Source organism: Bernardetia aquimarina (assembly GCF_042180575.1).
Classification (GTDB): Bacteria; Bacteroidota; Bacteroidia; order Cytophagales; family Bernardetiaceae; genus Bernardetia.
Genome location: NZ_CP170094.1, coordinates 4057636 through 4077661 on the forward strand (window position 1 = coordinate 4057636; position 20026 = coordinate 4077661).

At 30.8% G+C, this 20026-nt stretch carries 12 protein-coding genes; 7 read left to right on the top strand and 5 right to left on the bottom strand.

Annotated features, from left to right (window positions below):
- Position 1 precedes the first annotated feature (1 nt).
- Positions 2 to 901: a DUF2167 domain-containing protein gene (locus ACE193_RS17375; RefSeq protein WP_375559491.1), complete on the bottom strand. Its 900-nt coding sequence runs from the start codon at positions 899 to 901 to the stop codon at positions 2 to 4.
- A 180-nt stretch (positions 902 to 1081) separates the two neighbouring features.
- On the opposite strand from ACE193_RS17375, the gene ACE193_RS17380 reads away from it, so the two are divergent.
- From ACE193_RS17380 to ACE193_RS17390, 3 genes are all read left to right on the top strand, one after another.
- Entirely contained in the window at positions 1082 to 1699 is a 618-nt protein-coding gene (locus tag ACE193_RS17380; RefSeq protein ID WP_375559492.1) for a hypothetical protein, read from the top strand.
- A 133-nt stretch (positions 1700 to 1832) separates the two neighbouring features.
- Positions 1833 to 2990: an acyl-CoA dehydrogenase family protein gene (locus ACE193_RS17385; protein WP_375559493.1), complete on the top strand. Its 1158-nt coding sequence runs from the start codon at positions 1833 to 1835 to the stop codon at positions 2988 to 2990.
- Positions 2991 to 3172: 182 nt separating this feature from the next.
- Positions 3173 to 4015 (top strand): DUF5694 domain-containing protein, encoded by an 843-nt coding sequence (locus ACE193_RS17390; RefSeq protein WP_375559494.1) that lies wholly within the window; start codon positions 3173 to 3175, stop codon positions 4013 to 4015.
- A gap of 144 nt (positions 4016 to 4159) precedes the next feature.
- On the opposite strand, the gene ACE193_RS17395 is transcribed toward ACE193_RS17390, so the two are convergent.
- Positions 4160 to 4735, bottom strand: a complete 576-nt coding sequence (locus ACE193_RS17395) for a hypothetical protein (RefSeq protein ID WP_375559495.1) — start codon at positions 4733 to 4735, stop codon at positions 4160 to 4162.
- Positions 4736 to 5193: 458 nt separating this feature from the next.
- Between ACE193_RS17395 and ACE193_RS17400 the strand changes: the two genes are divergently transcribed.
- The 3 genes from ACE193_RS17400 to ACE193_RS17410 all read left to right on the top strand — a co-directional run bounded on the left by ACE193_RS17400 (position 5194) and on the right by ACE193_RS17410 (position 10755).
- Positions 5194 to 6189 (top strand): ribonucleoside-diphosphate reductase small subunit, encoded by a 996-nt coding sequence (locus ACE193_RS17400; RefSeq protein WP_375559496.1) that lies wholly within the window; start codon positions 5194 to 5196, stop codon positions 6187 to 6189.
- A gap of 196 nt (positions 6190 to 6385) precedes the next feature.
- On the top strand, positions 6386 to 7570 hold the full coding sequence (locus ACE193_RS17405) for a hypothetical protein (RefSeq protein WP_375559497.1): 1185 nt from the start codon (positions 6386 to 6388) through the stop codon (positions 7568 to 7570).
- Between the two features lie 170 nt (positions 7571 to 7740).
- Positions 7741 to 10755, top strand: coding sequence for a hypothetical protein (locus tag ACE193_RS17410; RefSeq protein ID WP_375559498.1), 3015 nt, complete (start codon positions 7741 to 7743; stop codon positions 10753 to 10755).
- Positions 10756 to 10916: 161 nt separating this feature from the next.
- On the opposite strand, the gene ACE193_RS17415 is transcribed toward ACE193_RS17410, so the two are convergent.
- Positions 10917 to 13592 carry a UvrD-helicase domain-containing protein gene (locus ACE193_RS17415; RefSeq protein WP_375559499.1) on the bottom strand — a complete coding sequence of 892 codons (2676 nt, stop codon included), beginning with the start codon at positions 13590 to 13592 and terminating at the stop codon, positions 10917 to 10919.
- Positions 13593 to 13969: 377 nt separating this feature from the next.
- Between ACE193_RS17415 and dcm the strand changes: the two genes are divergently transcribed.
- The gene (dcm, locus tag ACE193_RS17420; protein ID WP_375559500.1) at positions 13970 to 15370 is read left to right on the top strand and encodes a DNA (cytosine-5-)-methyltransferase; all 1401 of its coding nucleotides are present in this window, start codon (positions 13970 to 13972) and stop codon (positions 15368 to 15370) included.
- Here dcm and ACE193_RS17425 read toward each other — a convergent pair.
- Positions 15360 to 16073 (bottom strand): NgoBV family restriction endonuclease, encoded by a 714-nt coding sequence (locus tag ACE193_RS17425; protein ID WP_375559501.1) that lies wholly within the window; start codon positions 16071 to 16073, stop codon positions 15360 to 15362. The genes dcm and ACE193_RS17425 overlap by 11 nt on opposite strands.
- A gap of 187 nt (positions 16074 to 16260) precedes the next feature.
- The gene (locus tag ACE193_RS17430) at positions 16261 to 19374 is read right to left on the bottom strand and encodes a hypothetical protein (RefSeq protein ID WP_375559502.1); all 3114 of its coding nucleotides are present in this window, start codon (positions 19372 to 19374) and stop codon (positions 16261 to 16263) included.
- Positions 19375 to 20026 lie beyond the last annotated feature (652 nt).

Genomic DNA, 20026 nt, shown 5'->3' on the forward strand with positions numbered 1-20026 from the left:
TTTATTCCTCATTTTCTAATTCTGATTCAAGATAGTTTATTTCTAAATTGTTTTCCAAATCTCTTTTTATTAATTTTCTTTTAAAGAATGTAAAAGCACCAAGTAATGCAATAATTACCCATTTGAGCCATTTAAAAATAAAAGGAACAACTTTTACTTTTGTCAGAACTTTTCCAGCCAAAATACCAGCAAATCCAAAAGCTGCTAGATTATCAAAATTAGGGTCAAAATCTTCATGTCTGAATCCGTTATAGAATTCTACACTAGAAGTCAGTAAAGGAATTTGAGAATTGACTTCTAAAAGATGGCTAGGCGAAGTGCTAATATTCATTTCCAAAACTCCATATCTACCCAGTTTGTGTGTGCTATGACGAATATAATTTTTCTTATTAGAAGAACAAGAAACAGCCCATTGCAACTGATGTTGATTCTCTAAAAAGTAGGGTTTCATTGCCCAAGATTGAATAGCGAGAGTATCACAACCTTGTTTTTGAATGTATTTGTTTTTTTTATGGTTCGTTTGAATAATATCTTTCCAAAAAAAATCTTCAGGTGTTTTGAAAATAGTCGTATCAGGAATATAACCTGTTTCTATATAAACCAACTCTATAATAAAAGGAGGTTCAGTAATCGAATCAGGAGTGTTTTTAGTTGGAATGGCTACCAAACAACCTAAATATTCGATACTATCACAAGCTATTCGATAAGGAGATTGTGCAGAATTTCCTTCCATAAAAACAAAACCTTTGGGCACAGAAAGTAAAGCAACACCTGCCAAATCTATTTGTCCAATTTGTCCAATTGTTTCTTTTTGTATTTCGTTTTGAGCAAAAGCAAAAGGCGAAATAAATAAACAACAAGCTATAAATAAATAGGTTGAAAAATAAAAAAGTGTTTTCATAGCTCAATATTTTAAAATTAGTAGTGTGTTGTTGGTTTTTGTAAGATTTAAGATACAAAATTATTTTCTTTCTCATCTATTATTTTTGGATAATAAATAGCTCTCCAAAATATGATTCTAAAAAAATAAAGACTATTTTGCTTCTAATCACATTTTACAAAATCACAAATAGATATTTTTATGAAAATTATTATTTTCTGCTTTTTATCTTTTGCTCTATTTATTTTGTCTATCAGTTTGGTAAAAGGACAGGATATTGAAAATTCTGATTCTCAAACTATGTATCCTCAATACAAAAATAGAGTTTCACTCAATCTTTTAGGACTTCCTTCAGCAAACTTAGTAATGAGCTATGAGCGAGCCTTTAAAAATAAAGCTATTTGGCTAGGTTTTAATTATCATTTGAATGGTCTTTTGAAAGAAGAAGACAGAAATATGTTCTCTGTTGCAGCAGAATATCGTTATTATTTTTTTGCTAACAAATCTTATAAATTTAGTAATGGTTTGTTTGGAGGACTTTATGTAAAATATAGAACAGGAAAAGAAACTAAAATTATAACACTTGACAATATAAACTACTCACACAGTTATAATAATTTTTTTGCAGGACTAAATCTAGGATATAGATATAATTACAAACGCCTTGCTCTTTCTGCTTTTGCAGGGTATGGATTTTTAATTTCAAGCCGAGAAAAACGAGATTTTATATTTTTTGATTCTTTTGGAAAAGAAGTAAAATTAAGTGAAGGTTATAAAAATGATTTGCGTTTAGGAATTACTCTAGGGTTTGCTTTTTAGATAAACAAATTAATTCCTCATTTAGTAGTAAAAACAAGCAATCTGAATTTTATTATCAGATAAAAATTCATAAAAAATTCGTAACTTTAGAGCTAGAATAATCAATAAAAAACAACCATAAAAAATAAAATATATGTCAGTAGTAACACCTACACAAACAAACACAGAAGAAACCCTTCAAATGATTGCCAAAATGGTACAAGACTTTGGAGAACGTGCAATCACACCAAACCGTAATAAATGGGATGACGACCAACATTTTCCTGTTGATGTAATGAAAGAATTAGGTAATTTGGGCTTAATGGGCGTTTTAGTTCCTGAAGAGTATGGTGGAAGTGGTTTTGGTTATCAAGAATACGTAACTGCTATTTCAGAACTTGCTGTTATTGACCCTTCCATTGGGCTTTCAATGGCTGCTCATAACTCACTTTGTACAGGTCATATTTTGCAGTTTGGAAACGAAGAACAGAAAAAACGTTGGTTACCAAAACTAGCAACGGCTGAATGGATTGGTGCGTGGGGACTTACAGAAGCAAATACAGGTTCGGATGCAGGAAATATGCGTACAACTGCCGTTCAAGATGGAGATTATTGGGTAATAAATGGAACAAAAAATTTCATTACACACGGAAAAAGTGGCGATATTGCTGTTGTAATTGTTCGTACTGGTGAAGTAGGTGATTCTCATGGAATGACTGCTTTCGTTATCGAAAAAACGACAGAAGGGTTTTCTGGTGGACGTAAAGAAGACAAATTAGGAATGCGTCTTTCTGAAACTGCCGAACTCGTTTTTGATAATTGTAGAGTTCATAAAGATAATATTTTAGGAAAAGTAGGCGAAGGATTTGTACAGTCATTGAAAGTATTGGATGGTGGACGTATTTCGATTGCAGCTCTTAGCCTTGGGATTGCAAAAGGAGCTTTGCGTCATTCTATTGTATATTCAAAAGAGCGTGAGCAGTTTAATCAACCGATTGCAAATTTCCAAGCGATTGCCTTCAAACTAGCAGAAATGGCTACTGATGTAGAAACTGCCGAACTTCTTACTCGTCAAGCAGCCGACCTAAAAAATAAAGGAAAAAGTGTAAATAAAGAATCTGCCATGGCAAAATATGTAGCTTCTGAAGTGTGTGTAAAAGTAGCTTCTGAGGCAGTACAAATCTTTGGAGGTTATGGTTATACAAAAGACTTTCCAGTAGAAAAGTATTACAGAGATTCTAAATTATGTACGATTGGAGAAGGAACTTCTGAAATTCAGAAACTCGTTATCTCAAGAGCAATTTTGAAGTAAAGGTCTCTAAATTATAAAAAAATAAAAGCCCATTCTGATTAAAAATTAGAATGGGCTTTTTACTTGTGTAGTTTTTTTCTTAGGTAACTTGCAACCTTTTTTGACATATTGAAATCTAGTAGTCGTATCTCATTCAAAAAAAGTATTCTAATTCATTAATCATTATTCAAATTTTATAAGTTATGAGAAAAATATGTTGCTTCGTATTTCTATTGTGTATTTCATTTTCAGTAATCGCTCAAAACTCTGAACAAAGTAAACCTACTGAAGTTCTTCTTTTTGGCACTTTTCATTTTAATAACCCAGGTCTTGACGCAGCTAAAACAAAAAGTTTTAATATTGAAAGCGAGAAAAGTCAAGCAGAGTTAGATGAGATTACAGACAAAATAAAGGGTTATAATCCTTCCAAAATTTTTGTAGAGTGGGAATACAATGAACAGGAAGAGTTAGATTCTTTGTATGACCTATATTTAAAAGGAACATATTTTGAGAATCCAGAATTATCTGATTTTTATAAAAAAAATGAAATTTTTCAACTTGCTTTTCGTGCAGCTAAAAAGTTAGGTCATAATAAAGTGTATGCAATGGATTATACAGATGTAAATTTCCCTTTTGATAGTTTGATGGAAGTAGCTCAAAAAAATAATCAATCAGCATTACAAAATGAAATTATGCAAACTATTGAAGAATTTTCAGCACGCTTTGATGATCAAATAGATGCTGATAAATCTCTTAAAGAAATTTTATATTTTCTTAATAGTTCATCTTTACGTCAAAAAGATATTGCACTTTATACTCAAACAATAAATGAAATAGGTAGTATAGATAATTTTGTGGGTGCTTATTTAGCATCAGAATGGTATAGAAGAAATTTGTACATGCTTTCTATTATGCAGAGACAAGTCACAAATGAAGATGAAAAAGTTATGATTTTGTTAGGTTCAAGTCATGTGACACTTATCCATGAAGTTATTTCAACTCATTCAAATTTGAAAGGAATAGAACTACAAGAAATTTTAGATTAAAAATAAAATTCTATTCTAAATTATTCAAACATCCATTCAAGAAATATATTTCCTAAATGGATGTTTTTTCATAAAAAACTATTAGTTTTTATAAGAGGCTTTTGTGTAAATAGATTTAAAACGTCAACGATAAAAACAAATAATCTACCTAAAAACTCCCACCAAACGATAATAATCCATCATTGTAATACGAAAAGTTTCTCGTTCTTTTTCAGTATTCAGAATTGGTATTTCATTAGGTAGCATATAAAATTCGTGTTTATCCAAAAGGCTGTTATACATGCGTGTTGCAAATTCATATTGTGTATCGACGTGTCCTGCAATATAAAAAAGCGTTCCCTGTGCCTTTGTTTTTGGGTTTTTCCATCGGATTTTGAGCGTATCATTTTCAGATGTATCAAAATAATCCTCTATGTATTTGTTTGGGTCTGTAATGATATAGGCTTTATCTTTATCCCACAAATAAACAATAGTCAGATTCAAAACAGGTGCTAAAGTATCTTTATTAGCATCTTCGTGTACATAAATTTCTCGTTTGAGTTTGGGTTCATCTATTTTATCATAATCCAAACTTCGCATATTCTTAAAAAACAAAACAGAACTCTGTGTAGTAGAATTTCTTGGTTCAGTAGGAGAAACTCGTTTTTTTTTATCAGGATTGCAAGAAAAAAGAATAATTGAGAAAAATAGAATCAGAAAGCTGTAAACAAATGATTTCATAGAAGGCGTAAAAAAATAGGTTAATCAGAATTTAAACTTACAAGATTTTGAGAAACATACAGGTTTGAGTAGAAACAAAAAATTTAATTTGAGATTTATTTCAAAAAAACTCTTTAAATAAATTCAAAATATCGACCTTTGTAAAAACACACGAACTATTGTAAAGATATATGAGATTGTGAGAATGTGGAGGGAATATGTAGAGAAATTTATCGTTAGTAAAATAGCTATCTGTCCAATTCCAAAAACTAAAAATCAACAAAACAAACGAATAATGGTAAAGGAAAGAAAAATAATGTTGTAGTTTTGCAACCCTTTTCGTTTTACAATTTGTTGGTACACTATTCATTTACTTTAAATACAGACTAAAAAAGTCTAATAAAATCTGAAAACGTTTTTTAAACAAATACAGGGTTGTTTTTTACGCCCTTTTATATAAATATCAAAATCATTTTTATATGTCAAATACACCATCGAAAGAACTTTTACACGAACCTTTACTTGCCGAAAACCCAAATCGTTTTGTCCTTTTTCCTATCAAACACGACGATATTTGGCAAATGTACAAACAAGCAGAAGCTAGTTTTTGGACTGCCGAAGAAATAGACCTTTCTAATGACATGAAGGATTGGGAAAATATGAGTGACAACGAACGCCACTTTGTAAAACATGTTCTTGCATTTTTTGCAGCTTCTGACGGAATTGTGAATGAAAATTTGGTTGTCAATTTTATGAAGGAAGTGCAGCTTCCAGAAGCTCGTTGTTTTTATGGTTTCCAAGTAATGATGGAAAATGTTCATGCCGAAACCTATTCACTTCTTATTGATAGCTATATAAAAGGAACAAAAGAAAAAGATTATTTATTCAATGCCTTAGATAACTTAGATTGTGTTGCAAAAAAAGGCGATTGGGCATTGAAATGGATTGAAAGTGATAATTTTGCAGAGCGTTTGGTAGCTTTTGCTGCTGTGGAAGGAATCTTTTTTAGTGGTTCTTTCTGTTCTATTTTTTGGCTTAAAAAACGTGGCTTAATGCCAGGGCTTTCTTTCTCTAACGAGCTTATTTCTCGTGATGAAGGTTTGCATTGTGATTTTGCCTGTCTTTTATACAACAATTACATACAAAACAAACTTCCAAAAGAACGTATTATAGAAATTATTACAGATGCTGTAAAAATTGAACAAGAGTTTGTAACTGATGCCATTCCTGTAAGTCTTATCGGAATGAATGCTGATTTGATGAATCAATATATTGAATTTGTAGCTGATAGATTATTAGGCGAACTAAATTGTGAAAAGCAGTATGGAAGTCATAATCCTTTTCCGTTTATGGAAATGATTAGTTTGCAAGGAAAGACAAATTTCTTTGAAAAACGTGTAGCAGAATATCAAAAAGCTGGAGTTATGAATAATAATGATGATTCTCCAAAGTTTTCTTTAGATGAAGATTTTTAGATTTTTGTAAAATCCTCGTTGACAGTTCAGACCTCAACGACGGTTAATAAAAAAAACCGAAATTCAAATCTATTGAATTTCGGTTTTTTTTGTAAAAAAGCACACTACATCACTCAAAATGTGTAAAATATTTTTTTTATCTGTACTTTTGTTGTAATTATAGCTTATATTTTTTTGAAATTAATTATATTTTTCTATGAAAGAGGCTTCCAAAGACAAACAGATTATTCCAGTTATTGATAAAAAGAAGAAAGAACTCTCCAAACTAGAGAATCTATTTAATTACCGTATCAAGCGTGTCAAAAGATTAAAAGACAATATAAATTTAGCCTCTACACAGGTTCAGTCTTTTCGTCAAGAAATGATGTCTAAAGTTATTCCTGCCACTAATAAAATAAACGAAAGACAAGTTGTTTTGATTAAAGAATTAGTAACTATTTTTGATGAAAAAATACTGAAAGGAAAAAAACAAAATGAAAAATTTAAGGCATTAATATTGTTTCTTATTGAGGATTTAATCTTTGAGAAAGAACAAGAAGGATTAGACGAACTCTATGAACGTTTTGCAGAAAAAACCATAGAAGAAACAGAAGCTGAAGCTGTTAAAGAAGAAAAAGAAAAGTTATTACGAGTGATGGATATGTTTGGATTTGAAATTACTGAAGAAGAAAAAGAAAAACTACTCAGTGATGAAGAAGATGAAGAGTTTATGGAAGAATTTGAAAAGAAATTCTCTAGTGAAAATTTAGAAAATGCTAAAAATTCTTTTTTTGGAGATTTTGGATTTGGAGAGCGAAAGAAAAGTCAAAAGCAACTAGAAAAAGAAGAAAAAAGAAATAAAGAATTAGAAAATATTAGCAAAACTGTAAAGCAAGTGTACAAAGAACTCATGAAAGAGTTGCACCCTGATAAAGAACCTGATGAAATCAAACAATTAGAAAAAACACAGCTCGTTCAAGAAATTACAGAAGCCTATCGCAATGATGACCTTTTTACTCTATTGTCTATACAACTAGCACAACTTGATGAAACCGATAACACAAAATTGAGTGAAGAGAAAATCAATTATTTTAATACAATGCTTCTCAATCAAGCTCGTGAGTTGGAAGAACAGAAAGAAAGCCTAGGACATGAGGCAAACTTACCTACTATTTTAATAAAAACATTAGGTAAAAAAGAGTTTGATAACCTATCAAAGCGTGTCATAAAAGAAAATCAACAAGAGATAAAAGAAGTAATAAAAAATGTAAATTCCCAAATAGAAAAAATACAAGCTAAAGATAAAAAGTATCTCAAAATGTTTGTAGAAGAAAACTATGAAAATCTTATTGAGCCTTCTCCATTTGATTTTTCTATGATGAGTGAGTTTTTTAGTGAATAATCAAACCTAATTCGTAACTAACATCAAGTCTTGAAATAGTTTCTACCATCAAAAACCGAAATTCAAACCTATTGAATTTCGGTTTTTTCATTTTCAAAAGTATTTTATTGAAAATCACAAAACAAAATTTAGTTTTTCTTGTCTTTCTGAATAACTATAAGCATTTTTGTATGTATTCTATCAAAATAAACAAAATAGAAAGTTTAGGAAAAACAGATAAGAAAAATAAAGGAAATCTAAAAATGACAAGATGGAAAATGCGTTTTTTACGCTTTCGTGTGTGGTTAGAAAATCAATGGAAAAGCCGTTCTCAAAAAGAAAAATATACCGTCGGAATTGCTGGTATTTTAGGGGTTTTACTTGTTTTTGCAGTTGCTTTTGTTATTTGGGACAATAATAGAGAGGCTTCTGTGTGGGAACTTGTGCCTAATGATGCTATTTTGGTTTTGGAAACAACAGAAGCACAGCGCATGAGAGAAAAAATTGATTCGCTTCCTTTTTGGCAGCCTTTCAAAAACTTGCCTTATTTACAAGCCTATCATTCTCGTAAGACTGTTTTGGATTCGATTGGTAGAGATTCTTTAGATATTATGAATTATCTAAAAGGACGAAAAATATATGTTTCGCTGCACCAAACTTCTCGTACAAGTGCTGATATTATGTTTTTTGTTCCGATGTCTTTACAGTCAAGAATTATAAATAGTCTGACCAAAAAATTAAAAAAAGACATTCCTTTTACGCATTCAGAGCGTTTGTACAATGATATTACAGTTCACGAATTGAAATATGAATATGAAAAAACAGACGAAAATGGAAATATAGAAGCAAGAAAAAACTCAAATAGAAAAAACGAAACTGAAAGTGTAATCTTTACTTATGTCATTTATAAAAATTTTTTTATAGGAAGTTATACGCCTTTTTTGGTAGAAGATGCTGTTCGTAAAATAGCAAATAATGAGGGAACACCCTTTTTCAAAGAAAATCAAGACCTTTTAAAACTTACAAAAATAGAAGATGATGATGCAAATTTGTATGTTTCGGCTTCACAGATTCCAAAACTGTTTTCACTTTTTACAGGAGAAGAAAATACGGCTTTGCTTGCTACTTTCGAAAACTGGGCAAAATCTGCTATGCTAGATGTTTCTTTGAAAGAGCATTTACTTTTATTAAATGGCTATCTTCTTACCCAAGAAGAAGGCGCAGAAAGAGATTATTTATCCATTTTAGAAAATCAAAAAGCGATTGATTTTATTGATTTACAACAATTTATCCCTCAAGAAACGGCTCTTTTGTATCGAATTGGTTTTTCAGAACCTCAAAAATATTTTAGTGATTTAGACGAATATAGAAAGGAATATTTGCCCAAACAGATAGAACAAAGAGAATCACTTATAGATTATTACAGTTTTTCGCCTACTCGTTTTTTGGATAATATAGGAAATGAAATTGCTGTGGCTGTTTTAGAAATGCCAGAAAATAGAAAAAGTCCAGAAAAACTAGCCTTCTTAAAAATAAAATCAGAAGACGGACAAACTGAAAAATACGAACAAAAAGCGATTGCTTTACTTACTCAACTTGCCGAAAATTCTCGTGTAGAAGTAAAAAGTGAAGACTCAGCAGAATCAGAAACCAAACCTCTGACAGAGATTTATGAAGAGTTACCGATTACACGAATTGAAGTAGCTGATTTTCCTCTAAAAATGTTTGGAGAAGGTTTTAGTGGTTTTTCTCAGTCTTATTTTACCGTTTTGGAAAGTAAATATATTGTGATTGGAAGTAGTTTTCAAGCCATTCAAACGCTGATTGATGATTATAAAAATGAACGTGTTTGGGGGAAATTGGTACGACAAAGACAGTTTTTTGAGCAAATTGGAACTCGTTCGACAGTGAGCGTAATTGTAGATTTGCCTCGTTCTTGGAACTGGCTCATGACAAATGTTTCTCCTGAATGGCAAAAGACGTTTGAAGCCTATAAATACGATCTTTTGAAAGTAGAATTTTTGGCGTGGCAAGCAGAAGGAGAAGAAAAACGTTTTGCAAGTTCTCTTATTTTTCAACAACAAAAAACGGCTGAATTGGTCGCTCAAAGCAAAAAAGAAGAAGCCAAAACAGTTTTTAAAAACAAATTAGAAAGTCCTCCTTATTTGGTCAGAAATCATTTGGATAGAAGTCAGGAAGTATTAGTCCAAGATGATAAAGATATGTTGTATTTAATTTCGAAAGAAGGAAAAATACTTTGGAATTATTATCTCAATGGAACAATGCGCCCACAAGTTTATCAAATTGATGCCTATAAAAATGGAAAATTACAATATCTAATTGCCACTCCTACAAAGGTTTATTTGATTGACCGTTTGGGAAGAGCAGTTTCAGGTTTTCCAATTTGGTTTCCAGAAAACACATTTATTACACATCTTTCTGTGATTGATTACGATAACTCAAAAAATTATAGAATTGGAGTAGCTACAAGTACAGGAAATGTTTATTTGTACGACAAAACAGGAAAAAGTCTCCCCGGTTGGCAGCCTCGCAAGGTAGGAATGGCTCTTTCTGCACCTTTGGAACACGTTCGTGCAGGAAGTAGAGATGCGATGATTGCGATTGAACAAAACGGAATTGTCAATTTACTGAAACGAAACTCTCAAAGTTATTCTAATTTCCCACTCAATTTCAATTCTGATATTACAAATGATTTTCATGTTGATTATGGAAATACCCTTTCTACAACAGAAATAAGTATGCTTACTGAAGCAGGCGAACTCATTCGTTTTAATTTGGAGGGAAAAATAATAGATAGAAAGTTCTTTGAAAAAGGAGAACAAGGCGCAATTTTTACATTAGCAGCCGACAAACAGCGTGAACAAAATTTTGTCATTGCACGACAAGACAGCAAAAAACTAACGCTTTATTCTTCGGAAGAAGAACTATTATTTTCTAAAACCTATGATAATGACGGCACAAAACTAATTCAATATTTCAATTTTGGTGCAAGTATAGAAGTCATTGCCGTTACGGATATGCACGCCCAAAAAACCTATCTCTATTACACCAACGGAACAATGGTAGGAGGAAAACCAATACAAAGTAACACAACGATTGCGCTTTTTTATTCAGAACAAACAAGCCTTTTTACGCTTTACAGAACATTGGATAAAGAATGTCAGAAATTGGTTTTTGGGAGGTAGGTTTTGAGATAACTATTTGCTTATGTAAAACAATCCTCAATTTTTTTACATAAAAGCGTAACATGTAAAGAATATAGCTTTTTCTTTACACGTTATACTTTTATTTCTGTTCTTAGCATCATACTACGAACAAGTGGAAGAGAATCATTTATTTTAGTAATTTATTCAAAGGTTTCTACATCATTTATCCATTCTACATTGTTATATTCACAACCATACAAATAATTAGAACAACCATAAAAATTACGAGTATTTCCATTTGAGGCAACAGTTGAACGTCTTAGTAAAACATCCGCTGTTATACACTCTGGACATTTACGTTCCGAAGATTTGCCACTTTCAACTTCTAACTCTGAAATAAATTTTGACTTAAAAGAGCTATCTGCAACAAAATAAATTTTCTCTTTTGCTCTAGTCATAGCGACATAGAATAAACGTCTTTCTTCTCCATTTTCGAATTGGTCTGCTTCACTTAATAAAAGATTCAAAACCAAATCATCTGACATTTCAGAAGGAAAACCATACTTACCTGAATTACAATTTAGTACAATAACTATATCTCCTTCCAGTCCTTTCGCTTTATGAACTGTCATGAATTTAGCTTGAATATTTTTATTCTTTCCTTCAAAAATTTTTGTCGTGTAAGAAATAGTTGAATCATTCTTATCAATCTGAAAAATATTTTTTTCATTTTTAATTCTATCTATATCAAATCTATATCTTCCAAGAATAATAATTTCCTTTTCTCCTATATTCTCATCCAACATTAATAGGTCATCAAATATATTTTTCAGTACTATTGTATCATCTTGATTGCTGGTAGTAGAATAACGAATGTTGTATTCAGTATTTCCTTGATTTAATAAACCTTTGAGTTCTTTTTGAGCTTGATTTGGATTTTTTTGTATAAAATTGCTTGAAAACGATATTAATGGTTCACGAAAACGGTACGTTGTTTCAATCTTTGATTTTACTGTATAACCAAAATAGTTTTCAAACTCTTTAAACAAAGAAATATCACTACCACTAAAGCGATAAATTGACTGCCAATCATCTCCTACACAAAACACTTTACAAGAAGGATTTTTTTCTTTAAGAGCTTTTATAAGTTGGTATCTTCCTATAGAAATATCTTGAAATTCATCAATTATTATATAACTAAATTTTTTATCGTAAGTGCCATTTATTATATGTTCAGAAGCCTTATTAATCATATCACTAAAATCAATTTCGTTTCTTTCTTTCAGATGATCCTCATATCGTTCAAATATTGGTGTTATGATTTCAATAAACAATGAATTTCTTTGCCTAATTAAATTATCCTTATCTCTATTATTTTTGTTTCTCACATCAGTAATATAATAATTATTAGACTTCATAAGTGTTATGAAAGTTCCAAACAGAGCGATAAGATTTTTTACTTCATTATCTGCATTTTGAGAAATAATTTCCCAAATCTCTTCTGGAGATTTAGGTTTAAAAATTACTCCTACATCAGAAAGATTTTTTGCGAGATTATCAAATAAAGTGCCTTCATTCATTTCATAACTGTAACTTTCAATTAATATAGTTCCCTTTTCTTCATGAAGTTCTCTTTTCCATTCCATGCCCTCTTGATATTTTTCAGTTGCTGAGAGATAATCATCGCCAGTAAACCAATTTGGAACACTTCCATCTCTTGAAATACCAAAATGTTCAATATAAATCTTTTTATTATCCTGCTTTACTGTAAAATCTGGTTTATACTGTCTATATGACTTGTTTGCTGTGTCATATTCGTAAGGAAATTCATATTCATAATCAATACCGTTGAACAGAAGGAAATTAGCAATTTTACATTCTTCAATACTTTTTACAGCTTCCATTCTAAATGTTTTTTTACCATTAGACCAAATTGCTTTTGCTTTGTAACTTTTAAAATTCTGGTCTTTTATATACTGAATGTATTCTCCTTTGTTAGCAAAGTCAGATTGAAGTTTTATAGGTTTTAAAAAATTGACAAAATAATTTGTTAATTTTTCAAGATAGTTTGTATCTTTTATTAAATCATTAAAATATTTTTCAAGTAGTAATCTAAATTGCTGTTCTTCAAATATACTTGGCTGTTTACTCTCTGCTTGTACTATAATATCTTTACCAAATTTGTGAAATGTTTTTACCTCTACTTCTTCATTATTAATTCTATCCGAAAGATCACTCGCTGACTTCTTAGTATAAGAAATCAATAATATCTCATCTGGATTAACTTTGTAACGATTAATAACATAGTTCACTTTGCCTACAATAGTAGTTGTTTTACCAGAACCTGCACCAGCTATAACTATATTATTATCTTCATCTGTTACAACTGACGTTCTTTGCTGAATATCAAGTTTCCTACCTTCTATATCATCAAAAAATTCGCTATAATTATTTAATTCTTGTTTTACAAAATCTCTATTGAAATTGTCTCGTAATTTATTAGAGTTAGTAAAATAATTTATGAATGTTTCTATTGATTTTACATTTTCTGTTGAGAGCTTAATATCCTCAAAACGTTTTCCTTTTATTTCACTCAGTAAAGACCTTTGTTTATCTTGCCAAACTGTTAATTGATAATTTGCAAAATAACCAGTTTCAAAATTTATATGTTTTGAAAATTCTATATTTGCATTTTTAATTTTATCAATTTTACTTTCAAAATAATCGAAAAGGTTCTTTCTTTCTAGTTCAATTCTAGCCTCTTCAAGTTCTTTCTTTTTTCGTTCAGCTTCTTTATTCTTATAGTAAACCCATAGAACTATTAAAGAAATAAAAATAAGTGAAGCTATTAGCACGAAACTTTCTAGACCTTTCATACAATTTTACTGTTAGTTAATAATAACTTGATTGCCCTATTGAATTGAACTCAATTCGTATTTGAATAATCACAAAAACACCACCAATTCAAAAAAGAACTAATAGTGTTTACAATATACAAAAAGAAGCAGTAAAAATTAAAATTATTGCTTTAGCTATTTCTTGCTAATAAAACCAACAAAAAGCTAATTTTTTATCAAAAATTTAGTAAATTTGTGTAGCCAAACGCATTAAAATAACCTCTTTGTATTGAACATTTTTTGAAAGGAATCAATAAACAACCTCTTGAAGTTAGCAACAACAGAAAAATTGTAGAACAAAAAGACACTACAAAAACAGAACTAATAGAAAAAGTAGAACAGTTAAAATTATTTGCATGAAATTTATAGATTTATTTGCAGGATTAGGAGGAATTCGTTTGGGTTTCGAAGAAGCTTGTAGGGAAAAAGGAATAAAAACAGAATGTGTTTTGACTTCTGAAATAAAGCCTTACGCTATCCAAACTTTAAAACACAATCATCATTATGAAAATGAAGAGAATTTTGTAGGCGATATTTTTAATGTAAAAAATGAGGATATTCCTTCTTTTGATTTTTTGTTTGCAGGTTTTCCTTGTCAGCCTTTTAGTTCTAGTGGAAAACGTCAGGGTTTTGCTGATACTAGAGGGACGTTATTTTTTGAAATTGAACGGATTTTAGAGTATCACAAACCACAAGGATTTATTTTGGAAAATGTAGAAGGTTTGGTAAAGCACGATTTAGAAAACAAACATGATGAAATAGGCAGAACATTAAAAACCATTTTATACAAATTAGAAGAATTAGGTTATCAAGTGTCGTGGAAAGTTTTGGATAGTCTTAATTTTGGAGTTCCACAATCAAGAAAACGAATTTTTATAGTGGGTACAAAGAATTGTCAAATTTCTTTAGATAATTTTGAAGAAAAACACGCTATTTTAAATGATATTTTAGAAACAAATAAACCTTTATTAGAAACAGATTTTACCAAAAAATTACTTTCTCACTTTAAAGTTGAAGAATTATATGGAAAATCTATAAAAGACAAACGAGGAGGCGAAAATAATATTCATAGTTGGGATATTGGTTTGAAAGGAGAATGTACAAAAGAACAAATCAATTTATTGAATCGCTTATTTAAAGAACGCAGAAGAAAACAATGGGCTGCCGAAATTGGAATTGATTGGATGGACGGAATGCCTCTTACTTTGCAGCAAATAGAATCTTTTTATCTTACTTCCAAACTTGAGTTGTTTAATACGAACAAGCAAGAAAATAATAGTGAGCAGCTTGAAGAAATGCTAGATGATTTGGTAGAAAAAGGATATTTGAAATTTGAATATCCAAAAAAGCTAGTTAAGGAAGTTACAGAAAATGGAATTATTTCTTCTCGTGTTTATGATGAAACAAAACAGAAAGGATATAATATTGTAACAGGGAAGCTAAGTTTTGAGGTCAATAAAATTTTGAATCCTTTAGAAATTGCACCTACTTTAGTAGCAACAGATATGATAAAAATTGCTGTTGTTGATGGAAAAGGAATACGAAAATTGACGATTAGAGAAGGATTAAGAATGTTTGGTTATCCTGAAAATTATGAAATTCCATTGAAAAAAACATTAGCTTTTGATTTATTAGGAAATACAGTTGTTGTTTCTGTTGTTAAAGCTGTTTCTGAACGTATTTTGGATAGTTTACAAAGTAAAAACGAAGTTTCAGAAAAATTATCTGATTTTAATAAAGATAGGATTAAAGTTTAAATCCTGTATTTGCAAAATAGCTTGTAGATACTTTTTCTAACCAATTTTCTTTGTACTTATCACATTGAGGATAAAATTTAAAGGTTTCAGCAAGAGCATTGACAAACTCTTTTTTGTCTTGAAAAGGTAAATTTTTCAAACGACTAGAATACCAAGTGCAAGGACGAATATTATAAATTTGACCTCGTTTTACTTGCATTTTTATAGGGTCTTTTCCTGAAGGACTTGTTATTTCCCAAACCTTTTTGAGCCAAATATTATCTATACTCAAAACTGAATCTACCATTTTATAACTAAAAATTAAATAATCAGCTTCTATGCGTTCTGGAATCAATAAAAGTGAAGTACAATAACTATCAAAATTAGCAATGTCAAAAGCTGGACTAGCTCCTGCATGAAAAGTTTTTAATTCTAAAAAATCTGAATTGTCGCTCTCTGAAAGTAAAAAATCTGGAAACGCTTGTGTATTTTTAGCTTGTCTAAAATAAAAATTATTCAATACAAGCCACTCACGCAACCATTCTTGTAAAAGATCGCCTATCGCATCTTTCCCATTATATTTTGCAGAAATTCCTCCTAATTTTATCTCAATACTTCCAATCTGTTCTTTTATTTTAAATTGATTGAGCAATAAATCATAAATTTCTGATGCTGTAATTCTTTTTCTTTCCATTATATCATTCTCATTTTGAAATCCACTCATTTAGATATTTATAGTTTTGTAATTAGACAAAAAACACCACCAATTCAAAAAAAAGAACGAATAGCGTTTTCAAATATACATAAAAAACAAATATTACAAACAGAAAAAAGGACTGAATTAATAAAAAAACAGTCCTTTTTGTAGGGTAAATATTAGTTATGAAAATACAAACTAGGCATTTTATTTTCTAAAAACCTTCTACTGTTATTTCAGCAAAGATAATTCCTGTTTCGTTTTCACTTGTGTCTTTAAACTTAGCATATACTCTTTTGTAGCCTTCGCCACCAGTGAGTACCCAATCTAATTTATCTGTATATTCTTGCCAATATGCTCCATCATCAAATTTTGCTGAATTCGAAACCATTATATAATTGGCTTGACGAGCATTGAAAAGAAGTGTTACTTGATTGTCTTTGACACGAGTTTCTCCTCCTTCGATTCTAATAATTCCAGGTTGTGGTGGTTGAGTATCTAATAAAATTTGAGAACTAGCCACAAAAGATTGATTACCTGCCTCATCTCTAAACTTTATATAGACCGTTTTATAACCATCTGCCCCTGATATTGTCCAATTAGTAGATGTTTTGTATTCCTCCCAACGTGCAGGAGGTGGAAATCCTCTCATATTACTAATCATCATGTGTGAAGCCTCTTCTGCCATTATATCTAGTTTGACTTGGTGTTTGTTGGTGTAAGGCTCACTTCCATTAATGATAATTTCTTCGCCAAATGGTGCTTGTCTATCTAAAATAATACTTGCACTAATTGGCTCGGTCTGATTACCAGATTTATCTCCAAATTGTACCCATACTTTATTTTCGCCATCTTCTCCTGCTAAAATATGATTCATTATAATAGGTTTGAAAGGTTGCCAAGACGCACTATCCATAGATTCACTTTTACCAATACGCATTTCATTTGCTCCTTTTGCACGCAGTTGAAGTGTTACATATTTATTGATATTGGTTGTATATTTTGCACCTTTATTAATTTTAATTTCTCCTCCTGTTGGTGCTGTACGGTCAAGACCAATTCTGTCATAAGCAATTTCTGAAATATTACCTACTCCATCTCTATAACGCACAAAAACAAATTTGATTCCGTCTTCTCCTACTAAGGTAAACTTTTTAGAGGTATTGTAAGATTCCCATTGAGCATCTGGAAAATCAATACGATTGGATAACATCATGTGTGTTGCTCCTTGTGCATTTAATATAAGATCTACTGTTTGTATATTTGTTCCATTATCTCCTTCATTGATTTTTACTTCTCCAACAATAGGAGGAGTACGGTCAAGAAGAATTTTTTGAGAAACAACTTCCGAGATATTTCCTGCTTCATCCTTAAAACGAGCAAAAATTTCTTTCATTCCATCATCCCCTGGTAATGCAAAGGGAACATTTTTTCCTGCTTGATAATTAATCCAACGGCTACCACTAAAGGCTGCATCCATTCCTATTTGCATCATTATAGCTCCATCAGCTTTTGCTTGTAGTAAAACAACCTTATTAGGATTATTGGTAACACTATCTCCTTTATTGATTCTGATTTGTGGGTTTTGAGGAGCTACTCTATCCAAAATAATTTCTGTGCTAATGGGAGGAGTTATATTTCCAGCTTCATCTTTAAATTGAGCATAGACTACTTTTTTTCCGTCTTCTCCTTCTAGCTGCCATCCTTTTATTTCTTCTGCATATTTTTGCCAAGTTCCTCCTGTAAACTGTTCTGATTTACCCAACATGACTTCACTTGCTCCACGAGCAAATAAATTAACAGCCACCGAAGTGCTTTGTACATATTTTGAGTTTTTTTCAACGGCTATACGTGTATCAATAGGAGGTGTAAGGTCTAAAATTACTCTATCAGAAACAGGTGTAGAAACATTTCCTGCTCTATCTCTAAATTTTACATAGACTGCTTTTTCTCCATCTCCTACTGCAAGTTTCCAATCTTCTACTTTATTCCTATAAATTTCCCAACGCCCTTCAAAGAAGTTTTCAGTGTTACTAACCATCATATAACGAGCATCATCTCCTTCTACAGAAAGCTCAAGATTTACTAATCCTTCTTTATTGTTAGTTATTCCTTTTATACCTTCTTTCGAAACAATTTTGATTTTTCCTCCTGTTGGTTGCCCTTGGTCAAGGATAATTTTATCTGATTTTATATCCGTTTCATTGCCAGCTTCATCTCTAAACTTCACATATACTATTTTTTCACCATCTATTACATCAAATGTCCAACTAGGAAGTAGATAACGATAGGGTTGCCATTCTGCACCATGCAAATTAGGGTCATTACTTACCATCATCTCAGATGCACCAATGGCAGAAAGACGAATATTTACATTATGACTTTTTGTATAACGATTTCCTCCATTGACTAATATTCTAGGCATAGAAGGAGCTTCTAAATCTAAAATAATGCGTGCAAAAGCAGGTTTGGATTGATTACCCATTTTATCTCTAAATTTTACAGCTACTACTTGAGGACCTTGTTCGGCAGGTAACTCAAGGTCCATTTCTTTTTGATAAGGAACCCATGTTCCTAGCGATTGAATAGATATATCACTTGCTCCCTCAGCATTGAATTGTAATTTTACATTACGAGACGTAGTAAACTTAGCACCATCGTTTATTTCAAACTTGCCTTTGGGAGGAGTTTGATCAACGATAATGGTATCAATTGCACTTGCAGAAATATTTCCTGCATAATCTCTATAACGAGCATACACATGCTTAGTACCTTCTCCTCCTGTAAGAGGCCATCCTTGTATTGTTTCTTTGTAAGGATACCAACGAGGAGCATCTTGAAAATCACTTCTATTACTAATCTGCATTTCGTAGGCTTCATCGCAATATAACTGCAAATATACTTTTCTATCTCTAGCATTTGTATATTCTGCTCCCGAATTAATATTAATAGATGGATTGGTAGGAGGACTACGGTCAAGTTCTAATTGTGCAACAGTTGGGTCTGAAACGAGAGAACCCGAACCATCTCTAAATTGTACATAGACTGTCTTGATTCCATCTTCACGAGCATCTAAACGCCAACTTTTTTGTCCTTCAAAGGCTTCCCAACGTGCGCCAATAAAACTGGCATTATTACTAACACGCATTTCACTTGCTCCTTTAGCAAAAATTTTCAAAATAACTCGTCCTTCTGGGTCATTGCTAATAGATGCTCCATTATTTACCGTAACAATACCTTGTAGAAGTTGTGCATACGAAGAATGACTGACGAGGGTAAGACCAATAAAAATAAAAAACGAAAGGAGTAAAACTTGTATGTTACGCATAATATATAATCAAATTATATTTTAATTACTATTTTAACTTATTTATAAATTCAGTAGTACAGATTATTCAGATAGACAGGAATTGCAAAAAATAATATCAAAAATTAGATACAATTTAGATTAAAATAAGGAAATGAATAATCTATCCAGTTTAATTGTAAAAATAATAAAGACTGTATAATAAAATGAATCTCTTTTTTCGGATTCATTTTTTACTAATTAACGATTCTATTGAATAGCATATTGAATAGTATCTTGAAAATACAGAAAAAAATAAAAAATACCACACAACAAACGAACAGAGTTTGAATAAATTATCAAAACCTAACTCTATAATCTACAAAGTAAATTAAGTTTGTGGGATTGCTATTTTTGCTATTGCTAAGTAAAGATAGGATTTTATTAGGAATTTTTTGTTTCTAAAGTAGACTTTAATAAAAATACTTGTCTAAAGTTTCTTTATGAGTTTGGGTGTTCTTTCTAAACACATTCAGATATGTGTTACAATTATTGTTCCCTTTGAATAGCATTCGTCGAAATGTTTTGAACTATCTAAAAAGTGCTAAAACACAGAGTACAATAAGTATTTCAAAAAAATAAAGCTCTAAAAGAGTAGTTCAAAACTACTCTCCTAGAACTTTTCTTGTAGGGT

Bases quoted from the DNA above. Each gene is read 5' to 3' on its own strand.
- ACE193_RS17380 (WP_375559492.1), top strand. From the start codon at position 1,082: ATGAAAATTATTATTTTCTGCTTTTTATCTTTTGCTCTATTTATTTTG.
- ACE193_RS17430 (WP_375559502.1), bottom strand. From the start codon at position 19,374: ATGCGTAACATACAAGTTTTACTCCTTTCGTTTTTTATTTTTATTGGT.
- ACE193_RS17400 (WP_375559496.1), top strand. From the start codon at position 5,194: ATGTCAAATACACCATCGAAAGAACTTTTACACGAACCTTTACTTGCC.
- dcm (WP_375559500.1), top strand. From the start codon at position 13,970: ATGAAATTTATAGATTTATTTGCAGGATTAGGAGGAATTCGTTTGGGT.
- ACE193_RS17375 (WP_375559491.1), bottom strand. From the start codon at position 901: ATGAAAACACTTTTTTATTTTTCAACCTATTTATTTATAGCTTGTTGT.
- ACE193_RS17425 (WP_375559501.1), bottom strand. From the start codon at position 16,073: ATGAGTGGATTTCAAAATGAGAATGATATAATGGAAAGAAAAAGAATT.
- ACE193_RS17385 (WP_375559493.1), top strand. From the start codon at position 1,833: ATGTCAGTAGTAACACCTACACAAACAAACACAGAAGAAACCCTTCAA.
- ACE193_RS17415 (WP_375559499.1), bottom strand. From the start codon at position 13,592: ATGAAAGGTCTAGAAAGTTTCGTGCTAATAGCTTCACTTATTTTTATT.
- ACE193_RS17410 (WP_375559498.1), top strand. From the start codon at position 7,741: ATGTATTCTATCAAAATAAACAAAATAGAAAGTTTAGGAAAAACAGAT.
- ACE193_RS17390 (WP_375559494.1), top strand. From the start codon at position 3,173: ATGAGAAAAATATGTTGCTTCGTATTTCTATTGTGTATTTCATTTTCA.
- ACE193_RS17405 (WP_375559497.1), top strand. From the start codon at position 6,386: ATGAAAGAGGCTTCCAAAGACAAACAGATTATTCCAGTTATTGATAAA.
- ACE193_RS17395 (WP_375559495.1), bottom strand. From the start codon at position 4,735: ATGAAATCATTTGTTTACAGCTTTCTGATTCTATTTTTCTCAATTATT.